20 protein-coding genes are annotated in these 21,228 nt (G+C 68.1%); 15 read left to right on the plus strand and 5 right to left on the minus strand.

The window, feature by feature from the left end; all coding sequences use genetic code 11:
- The first annotated feature begins 28 nt into the window (after window positions 1–28).
- Window positions 29–637, plus strand: a complete 609-nt coding sequence (locus tag ACZ1I5_RS22320) for a DNA -binding domain-containing protein (RefSeq protein ID WP_465171418.1) — start codon at window positions 29–31, stop codon at window positions 635–637.
- Window positions 638–683: 46 nt separating this feature from the next.
- Here the strand turns inward: ACZ1I5_RS22320 and ACZ1I5_RS22325 are convergent, their stop codons facing one another.
- The gene (locus ACZ1I5_RS22325) at window positions 684–1,676 is read right to left on the minus strand and encodes a hypothetical protein (RefSeq protein WP_465171419.1); all 993 of its coding nucleotides are present in this window, start codon (window positions 1,674–1,676) and stop codon (window positions 684–686) included.
- Window positions 1,677–1,872: 196 nt separating this feature from the next.
- Window positions 1,873–2,967 (minus strand): DUF4365 domain-containing protein, encoded by a 1,095-nt coding sequence (locus ACZ1I5_RS22330; RefSeq protein ID WP_465171420.1) that lies wholly within the window; start codon window positions 2,965–2,967, stop codon window positions 1,873–1,875.
- Between the two features lie 636 nt (window positions 2,968–3,603).
- On the opposite strand from ACZ1I5_RS22330, the gene ACZ1I5_RS22335 reads away from it, so the two are divergent.
- Window positions 3,604–3,996, plus strand: a complete 393-nt coding sequence (locus ACZ1I5_RS22335; protein ID WP_465171421.1) for a DUF2958 domain-containing protein — start codon at window positions 3,604–3,606, stop codon at window positions 3,994–3,996.
- A 100-nt stretch (window positions 3,997–4,096) separates the two neighbouring features.
- Window positions 4,097–5,878 carry a ParB/RepB/Spo0J family partition protein gene (locus ACZ1I5_RS22340; protein WP_465171422.1) on the plus strand — a complete coding sequence of 594 codons (1,782 nt, stop codon included), beginning with the start codon at window positions 4,097–4,099 and terminating at the stop codon, window positions 5,876–5,878.
- A gap of 58 nt (window positions 5,879–5,936) precedes the next feature.
- Here the strand turns inward: ACZ1I5_RS22340 and ACZ1I5_RS22345 are convergent, their stop codons facing one another.
- Window positions 5,937–6,152, minus strand: coding sequence for a hypothetical protein (locus ACZ1I5_RS22345; RefSeq protein WP_465171423.1), 216 nt, complete (start codon window positions 6,150–6,152; stop codon window positions 5,937–5,939).
- Window positions 6,153–6,535: 383 nt separating this feature from the next.
- Between ACZ1I5_RS22345 and ACZ1I5_RS22350 the strand changes: the two genes are divergently transcribed.
- The 6 genes from ACZ1I5_RS22350 (at window position 6,536) to rlxS (ending at window position 11,162) form a co-directional block, all read left to right on the plus strand.
- A complete protein-coding gene (locus tag ACZ1I5_RS22350; protein WP_465171424.1) occupies window positions 6,536–6,835 on the plus strand; it encodes a DUF736 domain-containing protein in 300 nt (99 codons plus the stop codon).
- A gap of 143 nt (window positions 6,836–6,978) precedes the next feature.
- Window positions 6,979–7,206, plus strand: a complete 228-nt coding sequence (locus ACZ1I5_RS22355) for a helix-turn-helix domain-containing protein (protein WP_465171425.1) — start codon at window positions 6,979–6,981, stop codon at window positions 7,204–7,206.
- Entirely contained in the window at window positions 7,203–7,781 is a 579-nt protein-coding gene (locus ACZ1I5_RS22360) for a S26 family signal peptidase (RefSeq protein ID WP_465171426.1), read from the plus strand. The genes ACZ1I5_RS22355 and ACZ1I5_RS22360 overlap by 4 nt, the downstream gene beginning before the upstream one ends.
- Window positions 7,769–8,368, plus strand: coding sequence for a lytic transglycosylase domain-containing protein (locus tag ACZ1I5_RS22365; protein WP_465171427.1), 600 nt, complete (start codon window positions 7,769–7,771; stop codon window positions 8,366–8,368). Before ACZ1I5_RS22360 ends, ACZ1I5_RS22365 begins: the two co-directional genes overlap by 13 nt.
- Window positions 8,369–8,588: 220 nt before the next feature.
- The gene (locus ACZ1I5_RS22370; RefSeq protein WP_465171428.1) at window positions 8,589–8,945 is read left to right on the plus strand and encodes a hypothetical protein; all 357 of its coding nucleotides are present in this window, start codon (window positions 8,589–8,591) and stop codon (window positions 8,943–8,945) included.
- Between the two features lie 255 nt (window positions 8,946–9,200).
- Window positions 9,201–11,162 carry a relaxase/mobilization nuclease RlxS gene (gene rlxS / locus ACZ1I5_RS22375; protein WP_465171429.1) on the plus strand — a complete coding sequence of 654 codons (1,962 nt, stop codon included), beginning with the start codon at window positions 9,201–9,203 and terminating at the stop codon, window positions 11,160–11,162.
- Window positions 11,163–11,171: 9 nt separating this feature from the next.
- Here rlxS and ACZ1I5_RS22380 read toward each other — a convergent pair whose 3' ends face one another.
- Entirely contained in the window at window positions 11,172–13,391 is a 2,220-nt protein-coding gene (locus ACZ1I5_RS22380; protein WP_465171430.1) for a hypothetical protein, read from the minus strand.
- 3 nt (window positions 13,392–13,394) lie between these two features.
- Window positions 13,395–14,528: a hypothetical protein gene (locus ACZ1I5_RS22385; protein WP_465171431.1), complete on the minus strand. Its 1,134-nt coding sequence runs from the start codon at window positions 14,526–14,528 to the stop codon at window positions 13,395–13,397.
- 257 nt (window positions 14,529–14,785) lie between these two features.
- Between ACZ1I5_RS22385 and ACZ1I5_RS22390 the strand changes: the two genes are divergently transcribed.
- Genes ACZ1I5_RS22390 through trbE form a run of 6 tightly spaced genes read left to right on the plus strand, consistent with a single transcriptional unit; the run spans window position 14,786 to window position 21,223 of the window.
- Window positions 14,786–16,807, plus strand: a complete 2,022-nt coding sequence (locus tag ACZ1I5_RS22390; protein ID WP_465171432.1) for a conjugal transfer protein TraG — start codon at window positions 14,786–14,788, stop codon at window positions 16,805–16,807.
- 1 nt (window position 16,808) lies between these two features.
- Window positions 16,809–17,210, plus strand: a complete 402-nt coding sequence (locus ACZ1I5_RS22395) for a CopG family transcriptional regulator (protein ID WP_465171433.1) — start codon at window positions 16,809–16,811, stop codon at window positions 17,208–17,210.
- A complete protein-coding gene (trbB, locus tag ACZ1I5_RS22400) occupies window positions 17,207–18,193 on the plus strand; it encodes a P-type conjugative transfer ATPase TrbB (protein WP_465171434.1) in 987 nt (328 codons plus the stop codon). Before ACZ1I5_RS22395 ends, trbB begins: the two co-directional genes overlap by 4 nt.
- A 2-nt stretch (window positions 18,194–18,195) precedes the next feature.
- Window positions 18,196–18,522, plus strand: a complete 327-nt coding sequence (locus ACZ1I5_RS22405) for a TrbC/VirB2 family type IV secretion system protein (RefSeq protein ID WP_465171435.1) — start codon at window positions 18,196–18,198, stop codon at window positions 18,520–18,522.
- Window positions 18,519–18,791 carry a VirB3 family type IV secretion system protein gene (locus tag ACZ1I5_RS22410; RefSeq protein WP_280279463.1) on the plus strand — a complete coding sequence of 91 codons (273 nt, stop codon included), beginning with the start codon at window positions 18,519–18,521 and terminating at the stop codon, window positions 18,789–18,791. Before ACZ1I5_RS22405 ends, ACZ1I5_RS22410 begins: the two co-directional genes overlap by 4 nt.
- The gene (gene trbE / locus ACZ1I5_RS22415) at window positions 18,785–21,223 is read left to right on the plus strand and encodes a conjugal transfer protein TrbE (RefSeq protein ID WP_465171436.1); all 2,439 of its coding nucleotides are present in this window, start codon (window positions 18,785–18,787) and stop codon (window positions 21,221–21,223) included. Before ACZ1I5_RS22410 ends, trbE begins: the two co-directional genes overlap by 7 nt.
- Window positions 21,224–21,228: the final 5 nt, after the last annotated feature.

The following is a 21,228-nucleotide window of genomic DNA, read 5'->3' on the forward strand; positions in this document are numbered from 1 at the left end:
ACGGCGCCGCATCTCGAGATGGAGGCGGATGCCCGGGCTTTCGGGCTGTGCTTTCGCCGAGGATGCCGGCCGGCCGGCGCCCGAGGCGCGCCTGTTGTGGCATGCGGACCTCGACCCCTTCGTGCTGCAGGTCCGCGCGGTGCCGAGTGCAGGCTCGGATCCCGATGCGATCGACCTCGCCCGCCTGGCGCGCTGGGCGACGATCGTGCGCGGCGGCGGCCGCGAGCATGTCGCTCTGTCCGACGGCTGGCACCGCATCCGGATCGACGTGGTCGAAGGCACCCTGGTCGAGGAAGGGCCGGCCCGGCTCGACTATCTGCTGTCAGGGCTGACCCGCGTCGATGCGCCGGTGCTGACCCTGCGGCGCATGCTGGGCCTGTGGCGCACCGGCCGCTTCGCGCGATTGCTCTATCCGACTGAGCCAGGCCTGCCGCGGCGGCTGGAGACACTGCGCGTCGGCGATGCGATCGCGGCAGGCGCATCGTACCGCGAGATGGCCGTTGCGCTCTACGGCGAGGGCCTAGTCCGCTCCGAATGGAAGGGACGGTCCGACTTCCTCATGTCGCGGGTCCGCCGGCATGCCGCTGAGGCCCGGGCGATGGCAGCAGGGGGCTGGCGGGCGCTGCTAGGGCGGTAGCGTCATTCGGTAAATTCCGCCGCGCCACACTTCTGCCTCTCGGCGCTCAGATTGAACCATCGCCCTCCAGCAGGGAGCTGGCGACAGACTGCTCGACGATATCATCGAGATACCCCGCGACGCGCGAGCGCAGACTGTCGCGCAGCGCCTCGAATTCCGGTGTCCGGTCGCGCGCGACGAAGAAATCCCAGGAGCATCCGGCGAAAACGGCGTTGAGATCGGCCGGGACATCGCCGGCTTCGCCGCGATACCCGACGAGGAGCCGATTGGTGGCGAGCGGCAGGTAGATGGTTTCGAGCGCGTCCAGGTCGGTAAGCATGAGCGGGGCGGCCTTGCCGTCCGCATGATAGCCGAGCGTTACGCAATCGGGCAGGATCAGTGGCTCTTGCCGGTGCTCCACGCGCCAGGCATAGGTTTTCATTCGCTCGACGCGCTCCTCCGGCGCCAACGTCTTCTCCAGCGATCCGCGCTGCGCATCTGCCGTGATCGTCGGCATTTCCCCGACAAGGGCGGCCAGCAGCATAACGAATTCCGTGCTGGACTCCTGCTGATAGGCGTCGAAATTCTCCTTCAGCATGGAGAAGGCCCAGGCGTTGAAGGCCGCCTCGTCCATGCCGACCTGCGCGAGCAGGGCGCGGCGCTCCTGATAGGCCTCCGCCAGTTTGGCGGCAAAGAAGGGCGAGGGCGCATCGCCGTCCACGCCGAACATCCTGCGCAGTCGATCGGCCTGCGACGCTGCTCCGGCCGCGTGCAGCATCATCGTGGTCCCCGTCTCGGTCATCGCCTTGCGGAAATTGTCGTTGCGTATGGCGAGATGAGTGGCGAGTTCCGCCGCCTTGCCGGCATCGGCGGCCTCTCCGCTGCCCAGGCCGCGAAGTTCCGCCAGCACGCCGGCGAAGGGTGTCTCATAGGAGGTGATCCGGTCGTCGAGCGTCTCGGCCTCGCCATCGACCGAAAGCTCGGAATAGAAATGACGCTCGGCCGCAATCCCGTCGGTGGCGGGCGAGAAGATCCCGCGATCGTGTGTGTAGGCGACCACGTAGACCGACTTGCCGCGCGGGTGCCGAAGCCTTTGAGGAGGCTCTGCGGAATGAAATGCTGCTTGCGTCCGGACATGTGTCGATCTTCTAGCGTGAGGGCTTGACCGCCAGAAAGGCGGTCAGCGGGCGAAACCACCGTTTCGGTTGTTTCCTCCGATGCTCCTTCTGACTGGGATGGGTGGCCTGGCGGTGTGGCTACCCTTGGCCCGCGTCCTGTCGCTGTTCCAGCTCCGGCCAGAACAGGCAGTCGAGCAGCATCGCGTCTCCGCGATTGGGCCATTTCATCATGAGATGCTCGCGCAACTCCGCGTCGATCCGGAGGACTGCCCCTTCATGAACCAGGTCGCCATCGGGCAGCTCGAGCAGGAACAGCCCGAACATCTTTCTGCCCGGGAAGCGCTCGCGCATCGCGGCGTACCAGGCGGCGGCATCGAGGCCGGCCTCGGCGAAGGCGGCAGGGAGGTCCAGCGATGCCGCATGCGCGCTCCAGTCGTCATAGAGCATGCTGAGCGCGTTGATCCCGGTGCGCGAATGGACCTCGCCGCGCTGGACGATCCGCACGACCTGCTTGCGGGTCAGGGTGTCGCCCGCCTTCTCGATCAGCGCGAGCAGGATCGGCAGATATTGCTGGGCCCGCCAGAAGGCGGGATTCGGGCCGAGCGCCGTGAGCTGGTCGACGATCTTGCGGATCGTCCAGTCGCGGCTCGGGAAATCGGTACGGCCGAGCAGGTCGACGACGCCTTCGGCGATCGCGCGATTCTCCCAGCCGCTGGCCGCCTCGAGCACGCTGCGCAGCGCCAGGACCATCACTGCGGGCGCGCGCCCCTCGGCGATCGCGGGAAGCGCATGGTCGAGCCCGGTCTCGAGCCGCTGCTCGATGGGGATGCGGACGGTGAGGCTCTTGGCGTCGCTGCCGGCCAGCATCTCCTCATGGGCCAGTGCCCACTCCTGGATCCATATCCACCAGCATCGCCGGCTGTCGCGCTCCATGGCGACCAGGATCACCGGCACGCGGAACGCGCAGGCATAGTCGATCCATTCCCGGTCCAGCGATATGGGGATATGCCCGTCCGCACGGCGCAGCCGGCTCCTGGCCTTGACCTGGATCTTGACGATCCGGCCAAGCAGAATCTGCTCGTTATCGACCATATCCGCGAGCTCGGCCTCGAGGTCGATGCCGAAGTCCTCGCTCTGGCGGCGCGCCACCCACCGCGGATGGGAATCGATCAGGTCCTCGACATGGCTCTCGCCGCGTCTGCCGGTGCGTTGCGCGGCATTGCGCTTTGGCATTGCGTCCTCCCCTTGCGGGGTAACGATAGCGGAGGCGGCGAGGATCGCCCACCGGCGCCTCGCAGGCGATGCCCGAAGGTGCGCGGGATCTGCGGTGCGCACACTGCCGCTGCAGGCAGCGGACAGGGTTCGCGCGCCTTTTTATCCGCGCGGCACGCTCGCCTTGGACCGGGGGACGCGGCGGCGACTGGCCCACAGGCCCGCGCGCACGCCGCCGCGCCTGCGGTGTCGGCAAGAGTGCAGTTGTTCGTTTTGCATCGCGTCGCTGCGACCGCGCTCTACGGCGCTTCGCGCCGCCGGGCCGCGGTGCGTCCCGGCCTGACGGTGACGATCGCTGGCGCTTGCTGATGCGGTCGGCGCGCTGGCGCGCCGGCGCTGCTGGGCCGGTCCCGGTCAGCGGGATGGCCGTCGCGCCCTTCTAGGCCCGCTCGGGCGGGGCGCAACCCGGGCGCTGCCCGGGTCCTCCACTCGCGTTCCTGCCTACGGTGCGCCCCGCCCCTGGTCGCGGGCCTTTTCGGGCTTCCTCGCCGCCCACCCCGCTTTCCGGGGCCGGGTGCGGCTTTTTTGTGAGGAGGATGGGTCGTGGGCAATAAGGATGGGCATGGGAACTTGGGAGAGGGTGGCGGGCGCAGGAGCGTGCTCACTCCCGAGCTTCGCGCGGCGCTGCGCGAACAGGCTGACAGCGATGCCGGGGACAAGCGCCCGCTGGTCAAGCTGTTCAATCCGATGGGCGCCGCGACATGGCTGGCGAGCGAGCTGGACGCGGACGGCGACACGCTGTTCGGGCTGGCCGATCTCGGCTTCGGCTGTCCGGAGCTCGGCTATTTCTCGCTGGGTGAGATCGAGGCGCTGCGCCTGCCCTTCGGGCTGCGCATCGAGCGCGATCTGCATTTTTCCACGACGGTGACGCTGTCCGACTGGGCGGCATGGGCGCGCAAGGCGGGGTCGATCCTTTGGGCGGAGACGCTGCTGCGCCGCGCGAGTGACACCGCCTCCGACTTGGCTGACCGGTTTTCGTCCTCCGAGTGAGGGCGAGAAAGGCGCGCGGCGCGCCTTTCGCCGCATCCCGAAAACCGGTCCCGCGCACTTCTCACGATACACGGGGCCGGCGCTCACAAGGAGCAGGCACATGAAACTCCAATTCATCGAAATCGACAAGCTCTATGTCGACAAGGCGAACATGCGCTTCGCCAAGCGCCCGCCGGATGTCTCCGACATCCTGCCGAGCGTGCGCAAGCGCGGCATCCTCCAGACCCTGATCGTCCGTCCCGGCGAGGAGGACCGCTTCGGCATCCTCGCCGGTGCCCGCCGCTTCCGCGCCGGGCAGATCATCGCCGGGGAGCGCATCGGTGAGGGCGAGGAGTCGCCCGAACCGTTCCTCTTCCCCTGCGCGATCCTCGAAGACGGCGACGATGCCGCCGCCGTCGAGGCGTCGCTGATTGAGAACATGGCGCGGCTCGACCCCGACGAGGTGACGCGCTGGGAAACCTTCGTGCGGCTGGTCAAGGAAGGCCAGTCCCCGGACGAGATCGCCGACACCTTCGCGCTGCCGGTGCTGGCGGTGCGGCGCACGCTCGCGCTCGGCAACCTGTTGCCGCGCATCCGCGACCTCTACCGGCACGACAAGATCGACGCCTCGACGGTGCGCCACCTCACCCTCGCCAGCAAGGCACGGCAGAAGGACTGGCTCGTGCTGTGGGATGCGCCCGACACGCATTGCCCGACCGGCTGGCAGCTGCGCGGGTGGCTGTTCGGCGGGCAGGCGATCTGCGCCTCCTATGCGCTGTTCGACCTGGATGCGAATGCGCTGGCGCTGGTCGCCGACCTGTTCAACGAGCAGCGCTATGTCGGCGATGCCGATGCCTTCTGGACCGCGCAGAATGCGGCCATCGAGCAGCGCCGCGCCGCCTATCTGGAGGCGGGCTGGACCGGCGTCGAGATCTTCGGCCCGGCCGAGCAGTTCCAGCACTGGGAACATGAGAAGGCGCCCAAGCGCAAGGGTGGTCGCGTCTATATCGACGTGCGCGCGAGCGGCGAGGTCGTGTTCCACGAAGGCTATCTCAGCCGCAAGGAGGCCAAGCGCCTAGCGCGCGGCGAGGCGCCGCCGAGCGACCAGCCCAAGGCCGCGCGGCCCGAGATCACCGGGCCGATGCAGACCTATATCGACCTGCATCGCCATGCCGCTGTCCGCGCGGCCCTGCTCTCGCGCCCCAAGGTCGCGCTGCGGCTGATGGTCGCGCATGTCATTGCCGGCTCGCATTTGTGGCGGGTCGATGCCGAGCCACAACAGGCGCGCAACGACGCGACCGCCGAGTCGGTCGAGACCTGTCGCGGCGAGACGCTGTTCGACGCCAAGCGGCGCACGCTGCTCGCCGCGCTCGGCTTCGACCCCGAGATGCCGACCATCTGCAAGGGACACGTCGAAGGCGCCGAGGGGGATCGCCTCACCGCGATCTTCCACGCGCTGCTCGACCTGCCCGACCGCGTGGTGATGGACGTCATCGCGGTGCTGATCGGCGAGACGCTCGCCGCCGGGAGTCCGGCGGTCGAGGCGGTCGGGCTCGAGCTGGGCGTCGCCATGGCGAACTGGTGGCAGGCCGATGCCGCCTTCTTCGAGCTGGTTCGCGACAGGGAGGTGCTGACCTGTATCGTCGCCGAGGTGGCGGGCAACGTCGTCGCCAACGCCAATACCGGCGAGAAGACCGCCACGCTCAGGAAGATCGTCACCGACCATCTCGGCGGTGTCGGTGGCCGCGCTAAGGTCGAGCATTGGGTGCCGCGCTGGATGTCCTTCCCGCCTTCGGCCTACACGACGCGCGGCGGCGTCGGCACGGTGCTTGCCGCTGCCAAGGCGGAGGCGGCGCGGCCCGCGCCTGTCCCCGAGCCCCAGCCCGAGCCGCTGGCCGCCTGAATCCTCGCGGGGCGGCCCTGCCGCCCCGCATCCCCTCCGTTTTCGTCATGTCCCGGTCTCAGTGCGCCGCGCGCCGGATCACCTTCTTGGTCGCGCCGCACAGCGAGCAGCTATCGATCCTGCGCTCGAACCCGCCCTGGCCGGCGAGTTCGCGGGTCTTGTGGTTGGCGTGCTGCCGGACGCTCAGGCCGAGCCGCTCGGTGATGCAATCGTCGCACACCGGCTCCGGCGCCAGCCGCTCGATCAGTCCGCGGACCTGGTCCAATACCGTCATGTCTTCCCCCTCGAACCCGGCTTCATAGCCTGCACGGGCGCGGTGCGCAGCCGGGCTGCGGCGAGCCGATCGGCACGGGGGCGACGCGCCATGGATGGGCAGGCGCACTCCTCCTATCCACCCGGCAGCCGCATGCGGCCTCTCCACGATGGCCGTCTGGCACCGCGCGGCCTCGGCCAGCAACGGCGTCGCCGGCTTTCTTCCCCGGCTCGGCGCTTCGCCCCTTCGCCTTCCTCGCGAGGCAAGAAAGCCGGCTTTGGCCGCCCTTCGCTGTCGCTGCGGCCCGGCCCTGCGGGGCCGGGTGCATGCCGGCCGCTGGCGGTGCCGCCTCGACGCCATCGAGGCCGCACTGGCGCGGCTTCGTGGGAATGAGGAGACTATCCATGGCCACCATCGGCAGCTTCACCCGCGACGATTCCGGCGTGTTCACCGGCACCATCCGGACCCTGACGCTCAACGTGAAGGCGAGCATCCGGCCCGCAACCAAGGACAATGAGAAGGCACCCGACTACCGGGTCATGAACTCGGGCAATGTCGAGTTCGGCGCCGGCTGGACCAAGACCTCGCGCGAGGACCGGCCCTATGTCTCGGTCAAGCTCGACGATCCGTCGCTGCCCGCGCCGATCTACGCGACCCTGGTCGAGGGCGAGCAGGGCATCCACAACCTGATCTGGTCGCGCTGAGCCCTTCGCGTCCCGCGCCGCTCCGGCGCGGGACGCAGCCTTGCAGGGGGTGTCGAAATCGCACGGGTCGGTTTTCGACACTCTTCGCCGGGTGTCCGTCCCGTCATTCCCGGTGCCGTTCGAAGCACCCGAGGAGTTGCGGCATGGACGGCGACGATATCGACCGGGCAAGCAGCGCGCGGCGCGGCTCGCCCTTTCTCAACACCGAGCAGGCGGCAGCCTATCTGGGCCTGTCGAGCCGCTCGCTGAAGCGGATGCGGGTGGGCGGCGACGGGCCGGTGTTCCGCCGGCATTGCCGCTTCGTCCAATATCATATCGACGACCTCGACGCCTGGAGCCGCGAGCATAGCGCGCGCGGGATCCGGTCATGACCCGCCGCCGCCCGTCCGGCGATGCGCCGCTGCTCGCCTGGGGCGAAGCCCGTCACTCCCTTCGCCAGCGCGAACTCCGCCGGCTGCGCCTCGTCATTCTCGGCGGCGCGGCGCTGGTCCTGCTCGCGGTGCCGCCGGTCTATGGGCCGGCGCCGCGGCTGGTGTGGAACGCCAGCGCGAGCGCGCCGGTCGGGTTCTACTGGGTTTGGCCGGGCGACGCGCCCGCGCGCGGCGAGATGGCCATCGCCTGGGCGCCGCCGCGCTGGCGCGCGCTCGCTGCCGAGCGCCATTATCTCCCCGCCAATGTCCCGCTGGTCAAGCGCGTCGCCGCCGCGCGCGGCGACCTTGTCTGCGCCTCCGGGCCTGCGGTCGCGGTCAATGGCGTGCGCGTCGCGACCCGCCTCGCCCGCGATCCGAGCGGCCGCACGCTGCCCTGGTGGCAGGGCTGCCGACGGCTGCTCCCGAGCGAATATCTGCTGCTGATGGACGCGGCCGGCTCGTTCGACGGGCGCTATTTAGGGATCAGTTCGGGGCGCGATCTGGTCGGCCGGGCGAGGCTGATATGGCGGCGCTGAGCCACCTTGCGCTCGCCGGCGCGCTGGTCTTGGCCGATCCCCCCGCCGAGACATGGCGCTGGTTCGCGGAGATCGATGCGGCGGCGGCACGCTGCGGCGTGCCTCGGGAATGGATCGCACGCGTCATGCAGGCGGAGAGCGCCGGCCGGACGACGCTCGACGGACAGCCGATCCGCAGCCCCAGGGGCGCGATCGGGTTGATGCAGCTGATGCCGGCGACCTGGGACGAGCTGCGGCGCGACTTCGGCCTGGGCAACGATCCCGACCTGCCCGCCGAGAATATCCTCGCCGGCGCCTGCTATCTGCGGCGGATGTACGACCGCTTCGGCTATCCCGGGCTGTTCGCGGCGTACAATTCAGGACCTGCGCGCTACGCCGCCTGGCTTGCCGGCGACGCGAAGTTGCCGGCCGAGACCATCGTCTATCTGCGGCGTGTCACCGGCGCTGCGCCTGCACCGCCTCAGGTCGCGAGCACCGCACGCGAAACACTGTTCCTGGTTCGCCGGGAAGCGCCAGCCCCGGGCACCGCGGTCCCCGCTGCGAGCCAGGCGCCGGCGATGTTCGTGCTCCGTCGCGAGGTGCCGTGACGTGGATGGGGTGGGAGGGCTCGTCGTGAAGTCCCAGCATGACGGGCGGCAAAGCGGCCCTCAAGGCCCATGGGTGCCCCCCAATTTGCTGCGCAAATCGGTTCCCCCCATGTCCGCTTCGCGGCGTCTCCGCGTTCGCTCCGGCGGCCCTGACCGCCGCTTCGCCGTCCGTCTTCGAGACGCTGTCCTCGATGGTGAGGACCGCAAGCGGAGACTGATCATGGCACAGGTTCTATCCATCTCGGCCGCGGCCGATCGCGTGATGGCGGCACTGGTTTCGGGGCTCGAGATCGAGTTCGGACGGCAGGCGGGCGCAGCGCTCGCGGAACGTTTCCTCGATGCGGAGGAGGCCGATTTTCTCTGGGACGCACGGGTCGAGGAGCGCTGGCTCGGCTGCTATTCCGGCGGTGAGGAGAGCGAAATCGAGCTCGACCGGGTGCGAATTCTCGGGCGGATCGACGGGCGCTGGTTCGTCGCGGTGATGCTCGTCGACGGCGATGGCAACGCGCATGGCATGCTCGGCAAGCGCAGCTTCGGGCGCAGGGACGAGGCACGAAGGGCGTTCGCGGATGCGTGAAATGTCCCTCGGTTCGGGCCGGGATGCGCTGCGGCACGGGCAGCGTGTCTCGGCTCTCTTTTTGCGCCTTGTGGGAGGCAAGCAGGGGAAGAAGGGAAAACAAGATAAAGGCAGTCTCTCGCGACCCTGCCTAAGTGTCTGTCTGCACATCCTTTTTTCGCGAGACTCGGCGGCGACGGCGCGAGACAGGCTTTTGGCAACTGGCGGAAATCCGCTGTTTTTGCAGCCTTTCCGCGAGACTCCGCGAGGCCGGCGGTGAGCGAGGACGAATTCACGCCCAAGCTCGGCAAGCCCGGCGCCAAGGACGGCAAGCGCCTCGTCAGATATGGCGGGCGGGTTCTTGCCGCCGCGCGCCTGGCGGGCAGCAAGACCGGCGTACTGGCGCGGCGCTTCGACGGGAGCCGGATCGGCCGCGGCGCGAGCATCGGCCGGCTACTGTCGAGCCGTGACCGGTTCGTCGGGGCCCGGGGGCGGCGCGCGATGGTCAAGGTGCGGCTGGTGCGCATGGCCGGCACCGGCCTGGCGGCGGCGCGCGCGCACCTGCGCTACATCCAGCGCGACGGGGTGACGCGCGAGGGCGCTCCCGGCGAGCTTTACGGGCGCGACGTCGATACCGCCGACGGCAAGGCGTTCCTCGATCGCTGTGCCGGCGACCGCCACCAGTTCCGCTTCATCGTCTCGGCCGAGGATGGCGCCGAATATCCCGACCTCAAGCCCTATGTCCGCCGGCTGATGGCGCAGGCCGAGCACGACCTCGGCACCCGGCTCGACTGGGTCGCGGTCGATCACTTCAACACCGACAATCCGCACACCCACATCATGCTGCGCGGCGTCGACGACCAGGGCCAGAACCTCGTCATCGCGCGCGAATATATCGCGCACGGGCTTCGCGAGCGCGCCGCCGAACTCGCCACGCTCGACCTGGGACCGCGCACCGACCGCGAGATCCAGGACCGGCTGCGCCGCGATATCGAGCAGGAGCGGCTGACCACGATCGACCGCCGGCTGTTTCGCCGGATGGACGCCGACCAGATCACGGGTCCTGCGCACAACGATCCGTTCCAGCAGGCTGTCGCCATCGGGCGCTTACGCAAGCTCGCCGCCATGGGGCTGGCCGAGGATCTGGGCGGGGGCCGCTGGCGGCTCGCCGACGGACTGGAGGGGACGCTACGCCGCATGGGCGAGCGTGGCGACATCATCCGGCTGATGCAGCGCGAGTTGACGGCGCGACGTCTCGAGCGGGCGCAGGCCGACCGCGTGATCGAGGAGCAGTTGCGCGCGCCGGTCGTCGGCCGCGTCATCCGTCGCGGCTTCTCCGACGAGCATCGCGACCGCCATTACTTGATCGTCGACGGGATCGACGGGCGCGCACACTATCTCGACATCGGCCGCGCCACCGCGACCGAGCCGACCCCGGAGGGTGCGATCGTCCGCGTATCGCCGCGAGCGGCCGGGGTGCGCGAGGTCGACCGGACCATTGCCGCGATCGCCGAGGCGCATGGTGGCCGATATTCAGTGACGCTCCATCTCGAGCACGACCCGCAGGCCAGCCGGGCGTTCGCCGAGGCGCATGTCCGTCGCCTCGAGGCGATGCGGCGGGCGGGGTTCTCCGAACGGCTGGTGGACGGGAGCTGGGCCATCCCGGAGGATCATATGGAGCGGGCCGCCGCCTATGAGACGCGCCAGCTTCGCGACCGGCCGGTCGCGATTGAGACGCTGTCCGCGGTACCGCTGGACCGGTTGCCCGGCGTCGACGCGGCCACCTGGCTCGACCGCGCGCTGGCCGAGGCCGAATTCGTGGCGCCACGCGATGCCGGGTTCGGGCGCGAGGTGCGGAGCGCGCTCGCCGCGCGGCGGCAATGGCTGGTCGAGCAGGGGCTAGCCGATGCCGAGGGCGACGGTGTCGTCAGGCTGAAGCGAGGAGTGCTCGCAGCACTGCAGCGGCGTGAGCTGCTCCGCGTCGCGGACGCCTTGCGCGAGGAGCTGGGCAAGGCATTTGTCGAGCCGGTCCGGGGCCAGAAGATCGAGGGCCGGCTGACGCGCCGGGTCGAGCTGGCGGGCGGGCGCTATGGGCTGGTCGAGCGCAGCCGCGAGTTCAGCCTGGTCCCGTGGCGGCCGGTGCTCGAGCGGCAGTTGGGCAAGCCGGTGGCCGGCATCATGCGAACCGACGGCATCAGCTGGCAGTTCGGTCGCAACCATGGTCTTCAGGTCAGCTAGCTGCTCAAGCTACACGCCCGTAGCTATCGGCTCGGAGTGCGGAAGGTTTGCCCGACAGACGTCCTGCAAGAACGCGATCATGGGACTTGCGTCGGCCTTTGCCTCCAGGACGATCTTTAGATCGGTCGGGCAGAGCCGAAGGCGCCGCGTTGCGAGGGCCACCAGGAATTCTGCAGCCGCACCGCCGCGATCCGTGGAAGCCGCGAGGATGATTCGACGCACGAGGCGAGCGATCTCGCGGCTGTCCGCAGGAGCGTCCGCAAAATTCATCTCGAAGGGATAGGCTGCTCGCAGGATGCTCGCCTGAATGATATCGTCGTTGAAGCGACCGAAGTTCTCCGGTGCCAGAATGGTCTGCTGGAACCAATTGCTCCTGATAGCCGACTTGGCCAGGCGATGCGCATTAGCTCGCAACTGCTGAAGAACGCTCGCGACAGTGAAGAACACATCTGCCTGGGAATGAATCTTTTCCGGCGTACTTTCGGGCCAAAAAACAAAGCCGGGCTGCAAACGAAGCTTTCTGTCGGGCGAATTCGCCAGGAATAGATCGTCGTACATCGCTTGTGACGCTTTACGCAGGCGCGCCACGCGCGCGATGATCGTCGGCCTCACGGTTGCGGGCGCCAGTGCCTGCACGGCCGGGTCAATCAACAGCTTCAATTCGGAAGCCCATGCGCTGGCCTCCGAAGAAAGCGGCAGAACCATCTTTTCGACTTCGGTCACTTCGTAGGGAAAGGGGTTCACAGTCTGCGTGAGCGTTCGGTCAAGGGCATCACGCCGCGGCGCACCCGTCGACTTGGAAAAGCCGACCAGATACTGAAGCGGCGCATGGGGTGCGATGCTCCGCAGGTCGCGGCTGACGTCGAGCAAGCTCCGGCCGCTCTCGATCACAACTGCCGCGATCATGATCGCGCTGTCGGTTTCACGAGCGATCGTGTCGATCTGATCACGGCGGACGACCGTCACTTGATTTCCCGAGAAGTCTCCAATTTTTTCCGCGAACGGTACCGAGTCCTCATCGATCGCGATCACATGTCGCATGCTGCTAGGGATTGAGCGACGCAGCACATAGTCCAGGCGCGCCTCAAAAGGCTGATGGGCGAGCAGGGCGACGGGGTCGATGTTGAACAGTCTAGGATGGCGGCCGGTCGCACGCGACAAGCCCACACCGAATATGTTCCCACCTGCAGTTCGTTCCATGAGCTTCGGGAGCGCAGGTGGAGCATCTGCTTTCCCGATAAGCAGCGAATCCTGCTGCGGTCCGGCAAATTCGAACTGATCGCCCTGGAGCTTGATCGCGTGAGACCCGCTCGCGCACAGTCGGCACCCGAGCGCCTTCTCCACGGCCGGAAACGTGGCGACGCCGTCTTCGTTGCGCACCGCGTCGCGGCTCAGGTCGCACACGATGTTCGATCCGCTCTTGTCGCTACCAAGGAAGAGAAGATGGGTAATCTGTGCTGGCGAAAAATGCTGGTCGCGAATGAGATCGGTCGCAAGGGTCCCGCTCGACGAAGCTGAGATTAGGACGACGGCGTCTTCGATCTGGGTGAACTGATAGCTTCCTACGCCAGCATAGGATGAAAAATTGTCCGCCAGGATAGACGGCGCGTCGGAAAAAGACGCCCGTTGCGCATTGATCGCGGCCACGACCGCGTAGAGCGACGGCGTATCGAGATAAGCAATGGAGGCCGTCGTCGGAATGAATGGCAATGCGCAGAAGCCGATAAAGGCTATCTCGGCGCCACGCACCAGTATGTTCGACAGCCGAATAAATCGCTCGGTGTGTCGGCCCGAGGGATTCTCAAAATGGTAGGTCGACGTCGACTCCACGAAACCATGCCGCGTATTGAAGATGCTAGTCACGGCACGACGTCTAAAATCGTCGAACTTGAGAGCTTGGCGAGGCGCCGGACCGGCGATTGGAACGCGGCTCGCCTCATTGCCACGTACGTTGTAGCCCAACAGCGTAATGCTCGCGCGACCACGAAATCGAGCAAGCGTGGCCTCATTCTGTGAGTTTTCTTCGAGAGCCGCTCGCGTGGCGGCGAAACTGGGCTCGCGGACGACAATGAGCAATTCGTCCGGCACCAGGTTGGTCTCGATTTCTGCCTCAACCACCGTCGCGAGTGCTTCCGCATCGAGCTCAGGTGTCGCGACAAAGACCATCAGCACGTCGTGGGTCGATGCCTTCCGGCGTAATTCGAAGCGATAGGCGAAGATCGAGTTCATGGTTCAACGCCGCATCGGGATCAGGATGGTCAGCAAGCTGCCAGCCACCGGAGCCAATTCGGATGCGTTCTCCGGGACGTAACGAGTCAGGGGCGAGTCTTCGTCGCCATCCGGCGATCCCGAAAAGTCCGCATGTAAGGACAAGCGACCCGTCCGAAGCCGCAGGAAGCCCCGTTGCCGACGGAGTAGCCGCAGAACGTGCGGCAGGCCCTCGCCAAACCTACTCTCGCCCTTGGCGCTACCGCGCCCGAAGCACTCGCGCACCGCTCGCTCTTCCTGCTCAATCGATAGCTGATGCAGCGGGGTCTTCGTCCAAGTGGTTGCGAAGCCTGGCCCGGAATCCAGCACTGACAACTCGAACAGGTGAGTCTGGGCCGCGTCGCGTGGAGGGCGCAGAGAGGAGGAGAAAGTGGCTAAAGGGGGGAAGCTCTCGGCTACTCGCTCTAGCGACTCCGGCGTAGCGGCAATGTGGTTGGTCTTTATCGCCCGTATCGAAACATCGAGAAGATCTCCGGATGCATCGACCAGTGCGTGGTCCTCCGTATTCTTAAAGATCTCGAAGAGCATGCCGCCGATGGCATCCGGCGCTTCCGTGTCGAACAAATGCTGATACTCGCGTGGGATTGTCCTCCGCAGCAGCCAGTGCGCCAGGTCCCGGAAATTCTCGCGTGGACGCAATTGCGGTTCGTCCGAAGGATTGGGAAGGTAAAGCAGGTATGGCGCGCCGCGGCCAAGATGGTCTGCGCAGACGATCTCAACCGAAGATCCACGATAACCGATCTTAGGGCGATCTCCCTGGAGGCGTTCCAGCCGTGAAAGCGCCGCCAGCTGCAGCTCTGCTAGGATAGAGATCCCTGAGCGTCCGACTGCCTGCGATGCGCTTAGCCCTGCAACGATCCCGGAAAGTCGGCGCACGAAATCGGAGACTTGGTCGTCCGAGGAAAGAAAGGTCTCGAGGCGAGCACCGGGCTTGCGTTGCGCCCAGGAAACAATGACCTGTGTAAGCGCTGCCTCGGCGCCACCCGCCAGGTAGCGAATATTTTTGGGCAACTGAAGCGGCTCAAGCGGTTCGCTGGCAGCGAGTTCCCGCAACGCTCGCTCGCAAGCAGCGATTGTTGATTCCGCGGCGATTCGCATCTGTCCCCCTCGCTTGCCTTTTTGGATTGGCCGCGCGTGACGGTCCAGTACCATCGGAATCCTTATCGGATTGATGTGCTCGCTAGCGCGCGTGAATCGGGCCGATCGCATCCTGCGAGCCCCGGTCGCGAGGAGCCGAATCCGATTGGCACCAAATATGTATCCGGTGTCACCAGCGAGCGCCTGATGCTGGCGTCGAGATACAGCGACCCTTGAGGCCGAGCCCATACCATCGAGTCGTGTGGGCGGAGGCCCGCATGACACCGACGAAGCTCCTCCTTGGCCAGATGCTGATCGTCGCCGCAATCGTCGTGGCGGGCATCTGGTTCGCGACGCAATGGGCGGCGGCGTCGCTCGCCTATCAGCCCGAGCTCGGGACGCCCTGGTTCCGGCTCGGCGAAACGCCCGTCTATGCGCCGTGGTCGATCTTCCCCTGGTGGTTCCATTTCGACGCCTATGCGCCGGTCGTCTTCGACGAGGCCGGCGCGATCGCCGCCGGGGGCGGCCTGTTGGGCTGCGGTGCGGCGGTCGCCGGCTCGGTCTGGCGCGCACGGCAGCAGCGCAATGTCACGACCTATGGATCCGCGCGCTGGGCGGGTGCTCGCGATATCCGAGCCGCTGGCCTGGCGGCAGAGGCCGGCGTGTTCCTCGGCCGCGCCGCGTCGCGCTACCTGCGCCATGATGGGCCGGAGCATGTCATGGCGTTCGCGCCGACGCGCTCGGGCAAGGGCGTCGGTCTCGTCGTGCCGACCCTGCTCGGCTGGACCGGCTCGACGGTCGTCCACGACATCAAGGGCGAGAACTGGCAGCTGACCGCCGGCTGGCGCGCGCGCTTCTCGCATTGCCTGCTCTTCAATCCGACCGACGCACGCTCGGCGCGGTACAACCCGCTGCTCGAGGTCCGACGCGGCGCCGACGAGGTGCGCGACGTCCAGAATATCGCCGACATCCTGGTCGATCCGGAAGGCGCGCTGGAGCGTCGCAGCCACTGGGAGAAGACAAGTCATTCGCTGCTGGTCGGCGCGATCCTCCACATCCTCTATGCCGAGGAGGAGAAGACGCTCGCCCGCGTCGCGACCTTCCTGTCAGACCCCGCGCGCCCGTTCGTCGCAACCCTGCGCGCGATGATGACGACCAACCATCTCGGCACCGACGCGTTGCCGCTGGTGCATCCCGTCGTCGCCTCGGCGGCGCGCGAGGTGCTCAACAAGTCCGACAACGAGCGCTCGGGCGTGCTGTCAACGGCGATGTCGTTCCTCGGCCTCTACCGCGATCCGACCGTCGCCGCGGTCACGGCCGCGTCCGATTGGCGGGTCGAGGACCTGGTCGCCGCACGGCATCCGGTATCGCTCTACCTGGTCGTCCCGCCCTCAGACATCAGCCGCACCAAGCCGCTGATCCGCCTCGTGCTCAACCAGATCGGCCGGCGCCTGACCGAGCAGTTGCACGCCGCCGGCGTGCCCGGGCGCCACAAGCTTCTCATGATGCTCGACGAGTTCCCGGCGCTCGGCCGCCTCGACTTCTTCGAGACCAGCCTCGCGTTTCTCGCCGGCTATGGCGTTCGCGCCTTCCTGATCGCGCAGAGCCTGAACCAGATCGAGAAGGCATACGGCGAGCACAACGCCATCCTCGACAATTGCCATGTCCGCGTCGCCTTCGCGACCAACGACGAGCGGACCGCGAAGCGGATCTCCGACGCGCTCGGCACCGCGACCGAGCAGCGCGCCATGCGCAACTATGCCGGCCACCGCCTCGCGCCTTGGCTCGCGCACGTCATGGTCAGCCGCCAGGAGACCGCCCGCGCACTGCTGACGCCCGGCGAGGTCATGCAGCTGCCGCCGACCGACGAGGTCGTGCTGGTCGCGGGCTACCCGCCGGTCCGCGCCCGGAAGCTGCGCTACTTCGAGGATGCGTCGTTCAAGGCACGCGTGCTGCCGCCGCCGGCGCTCGGACATAGCGAGGCAGCCGACCTGCCGCCTTACCGCGCCCATGACTGGCAGGACCGTGTCCGCCCCATCGACGCGCGGCTCGCCGAGGCTGCGGCTGAAGACGAGGAGGAGGCCGGCGGCCTCGAGCAGGTGCGCCATCCCGCCCAGGAAATCATCGCCGCCGCACCTGTCGATCTGGCGCCTGCCGATCCGCTCGGGCTGGGTGAGGACGAGGGCGACCCTGCCGCCGACAAGCGCGCCATGGACCAGGCCACGGTCGGCACCGCGCGGCGCGCCTATGCCCTCGATATGGCCGACAGGCGGCCCGGCAATCTCGAGCTGGACTTCTGAGATGGCCGAGCGCGTCCGCCACCAGCTGTTCCTGCCGAAAGCGACCAGCGATCGTCTCGAGGCGCTTGCCGCCGCACCCGGCGCGACCAAGTCCGCGATCCTCGCCGATGCGGTGACCGCCTGGCTCAACCGCCGCGGCGCGTCCGAGCTCGAGGACCGCTTCGCGCACCGCCTCGACCGGATGTCCAATGCGCTCGCTCGCATCGAGCGCGATGGCCATGTCGCACTCGAGACACTCGCGCTGTTCATCCGGTTCGAGCTCGCCATCCAGGCGCCGCTCGCCGAGAACGATGCGGCGGGTCGCGCGCTGGCGCGCGAGCGCTTCGAGGCGTTCGTCACCCAGGTCGGCCGCGCCGTCGCGACGGGCAGGCGCACGCTTCTTCCCACGGAGGACGAGCGATGAGCGAGACCCTCTCGTCCGATCGCCGGCGCGCGATGCTGCGCACCGCGATGGGCCCCGACATCGCCTCGGCTCTCGCCGACAGCCGAGTGATCGAGATCATGGTCAACCCGGACGGATCGCTCCGCCTCGACCGGCTCGGCGAGGGCCGGATCGACACGGGCGTGGTCCTCGATGCGCCGCAGGTCGAGCGGATCGTCCGGCTGGTGGCGAGCCATGCGCGCGCCGAGGTCCATGCCGGACAGCCGATCATCTCGGCCGAGCTGCCGCCGCATCTCGACGGCCGGGCCGGCGAACGCTTCGAAGGGGTGCTGCCGCCGGTCTCGACCGGCCCCTGCTTCTCGATCCGCAAGCCCGCCCAGCGCCTCTACACGCTCGACGATTATGTCGCCGACGGGATCATGGCCGAGGCCATGGCGGACGCGCTGCGGGCGGCGGTCACCCAGCGGTTCAACATCCTCATCGCCGGCGGGACGAGCTCGGGCAAGACGACGCTCGCCAACGCGCTCCTTGCCGAGATGCGCTGGGTGGATGCCCGCGTCATCCTGATCGAGGACACGCGCGAACTGCAGAGCCCGGCGCCGGACACGGTGGCGCTGCGCACGCGCCCGGGAAGCGTGTCGATGACCGACCTGGTGCGCTCGACGCTACGCCTCCGACCGGACCGGATCATCGTCGGCGAGGTCCGCGGGCCCGAGGCGCTCGACATGCTCAAGGCCTGGAACACCGGGCACCCCGGCGGGATCGCGACCGTCCACGCCAACTCGGCCGAGGCCGCGCTCTACCGCGTCGAACAGCTCGTCCAGGAAGCGGTCGTCACCGTACCCCGCCGCCTCGTCGCCGAGGCGATCGACCTCGTCGTCTTCATCGCTGGACGCGGTGCCCACCGCTCGGTCGACGCGATCGCGCGGGTCGCCGGCGTCGATCCGGACACCGGCGCCTACGCGCTCGCCCCCTTCCATCTCCCCACCAGCCAAGGAGCCTGACCATGAAGACCATGAACCTGCCCGCCAAGCCGCGCCTGCTGGCCGGCGCCGCCCTTGCCGTCCTGGCCGCCGGTCAGGCCTGGGCCTCCGGGACCGGCATGCCGTGGGAAGAGCCGCTCCAGCAGGTGCTGGAGTCGGTCCAGGGCCCGGTCGCCAAGATCGTCGCGGTGATCATCATCATTGTGACCGGTCTGACGCTGGCCTTCGGCGAGACGGCCGGCGGATTCCGCCGGCTCATCCAGATCATCTTCGGGCTGAGCATCGCTTTTGCCGCTTCGAGCTTCTTCCTGTCCTTCTTCTCGTTCGGCGGCGGGGCGTTGCTGGCATGATCGGGGACGGCCAGCATCTCGACGGGTTCGAGGCGCCGCTCCACCGGTCGCTCGCCGAGCCGATCCTGCTCGGCGGCGCGCCGCGCGCCATCGCGATCGTCAATGGCACCGTCGCCGCAGCGCTGGGCCTCGGACTCCAGCAATGGATCGCAGGCGTGCTGGTCTGGGCGGTCGGTCACACCATCGCGGTGTTCGCCGCGAAGCGCGACCCGGACTTCGCTCCGGTGCTCGCGCGCCACCTGCGGCAGCGGGGATATCTCGCATGCTGAACCTGCGCGAATATCGCAGCCGCGCCGACCGGCTGGCCGATCATCTGCCCTGGGCCGCGCTGGTCGCGCCCGGCGTGGTGCTCAACAAGGACGGCAGCTTCCAGCGCACGCTGCGCTTCCGCGGCCCCGACCTCGAATCGGCAACCGAGGCCGAACTGGTCTCCGCCTGCGCGCGCGCCAACAATGTGCTCAAGCGGTTCGGCTCGGGCTGGGCGCTGCACATCGAGGCCGAGCGCAGCGAGGCGCCGGGCTATCCGGCAAGCGACTTCCCGGACGCGGCATCCTGGCTCGTCGACGAGGAACGGCGTGCGTCGTTCGAGGCGGCGGGTGCCCATTTCGAGAGCCGCTACCATCTCACTTTGACCTTCTTGCCGCCACCCGACCAGGCGGACAGCGCCGGCCGCGCGCTGGTCGAGCGTGCCGATGCGCCGCAGGGCCGGGACTGGCGCCAGGCACTTGCGACGTTCGTTGCCGAGACCGATCGCGCGCTCGACCTGTTCTCGGGCTTCATGCCGGAGATCGCCGCGCTCGACGATGCGGAGACGCTCGCCTTCCTCCATGGCACGATCTCGACGCGGCGCCACGGCGTGGGCGTGCCCGAGACGCCGATGTATCTCGACGGGCTGCTCGCCGACACGCCACTGACCGGCGGGCTCGAGCCGATGCTTGGGTCGTTGCACCTGCGCACGCTGACCATCCTCGGCTTCCCCGGCCTCAGCCGGCCCGGGATCCTCGACGCGCTCAACCACCAGGACTTCGGCTATCGCTGGGTCACGCGGTTCATCGCGCTCGACAAGACCGACGCGACCCGGGCGCTGACGCGGCTGCGCCGCCAATGGTTCAACAAGCGCAAGTCGGTCACCGCGATGCTGCGCGAGGTGATCTACAACCAGCCGGTCCAGCTGCTCGACAGCGACGCCGACAACAAGACCGCCGACGCCGATCTCGCGCTCCAGGCACTCGGCGGCGACCATGTCGCCTTCGGCTACCTCACCACGACGATCACCGTCGCTGACGAGGATCGCGCCCGCGTCGAGGACAAGGTCCGCGCGGTCGAACGGATCGTCAACGGGCTCGGCTTCACTTGCATCCGCGAGGGGCTGAACGCGGTCGAGGCCTGGCTCTCGAGTCTGCCCGGGCAGGTCTATGCCAATGTCCGGCAGCCGCTCGTCCATACGCTCAACCTCGCGCACCTGATGCCGCTCTCGAGCGTTTGGGCCGGACCATCGCGCAACCGGCATCTGGACGGGCCGCCGCTTCTCCACGCCGAGACCAGCGGGTCGACCCCGTTCCGGCTGTCGACCCATGTCGGCGATGTCGGGCACATGATGATCGTCGGGCCGACCGGTGCCGGCAAGTCGGTCCTGCTTGCGTTGATCGCGCTTCAGTTCCGCCGCTACCCGGACAGCCAGCTCTACCTCTTCGACATGGGCCGCTCGGCGCGCGCGGCCACGCTCGCAATGAGCGGCGCGCATCACGGACTCGGCCTCGGCGGCGATGCCGGCGAGACGATCGCGTTCCAGCCGCTCGCCGGGATCGACAATACCGGCGAGCGTGCCTGGGCGGCAGAATGGATCGCTGCGCTGCTCGCGCACGAAAAGGTGGCGGTCACGCCGGAGGTGAAGGAAGCCGTCTGGTCGGCGATGACCAGCCTGGCGAGCGCGCCGATCGAGGAGCGGACGCTCACTGGCCTCTCGCTGCTGCTCCAGTCGATGGCGCTCCGCTCGGCGCTCGCGCCCTATACGCTCGAAGGCCCGTTCGGCCGTCTGCTCGACGCGGCCGAGGATGATCTGCGCATGGCGGACGTCCAGTGCTTCGAGACCGAGGCGCTGATGGGCGCCGGCAGCGTGGTCGCGCCGGTCCTGACCTATCTCTTCCACCGGCTCGAGGCGCGGTTCACCGGACGCCCGACATTGCTGATCCTTGACGAGGCCTGGAAGTTCCTTGACCACCCGCTGTTCGCCGCGCGCATCCGCGAGTGGCTGAAGACGCTGCGCAAGAAGAATGTCGCGGTGATCTTCGCGAGCCAGAGCCTCGCCGACATCGCCGACAGCGGCATCGCGCCCGCCATCATAGAGAGCTGCCCGCAGCGCATCCTGCTTCCCAATGCCGCGGCTATCGAGCCGCAGGGGCGCGCGGCCTATCAGCGGTTCGGGCTCAACGACCGGCAGATCGAGCTCGTCAGCCGCGCGACGCCGAAGCGGCATTATTACCTCCAGTCGACCGCCGGCAACCGCCTCTTCGAGCTGGGCCTCGGGCCCGTCGCGCTCGCGCTGTGCGGCGCCTCCGATCCCGCCACGCAGGCGCGCATCGACGCGCTGCTCGCCGCGTACGGCCCGGCCGAATTCGCCGCGCGCTTCCTCGAAGACGCCGGGCTCGACTGGACCGCGGCGCTGCTCGCCCAATTCCCCGATCCCCAAGCGAAGGAGTAGAAGTG

It is taken from the genome of Sphingomonas sp. BL-S-30 (assembly GCF_055521475.1).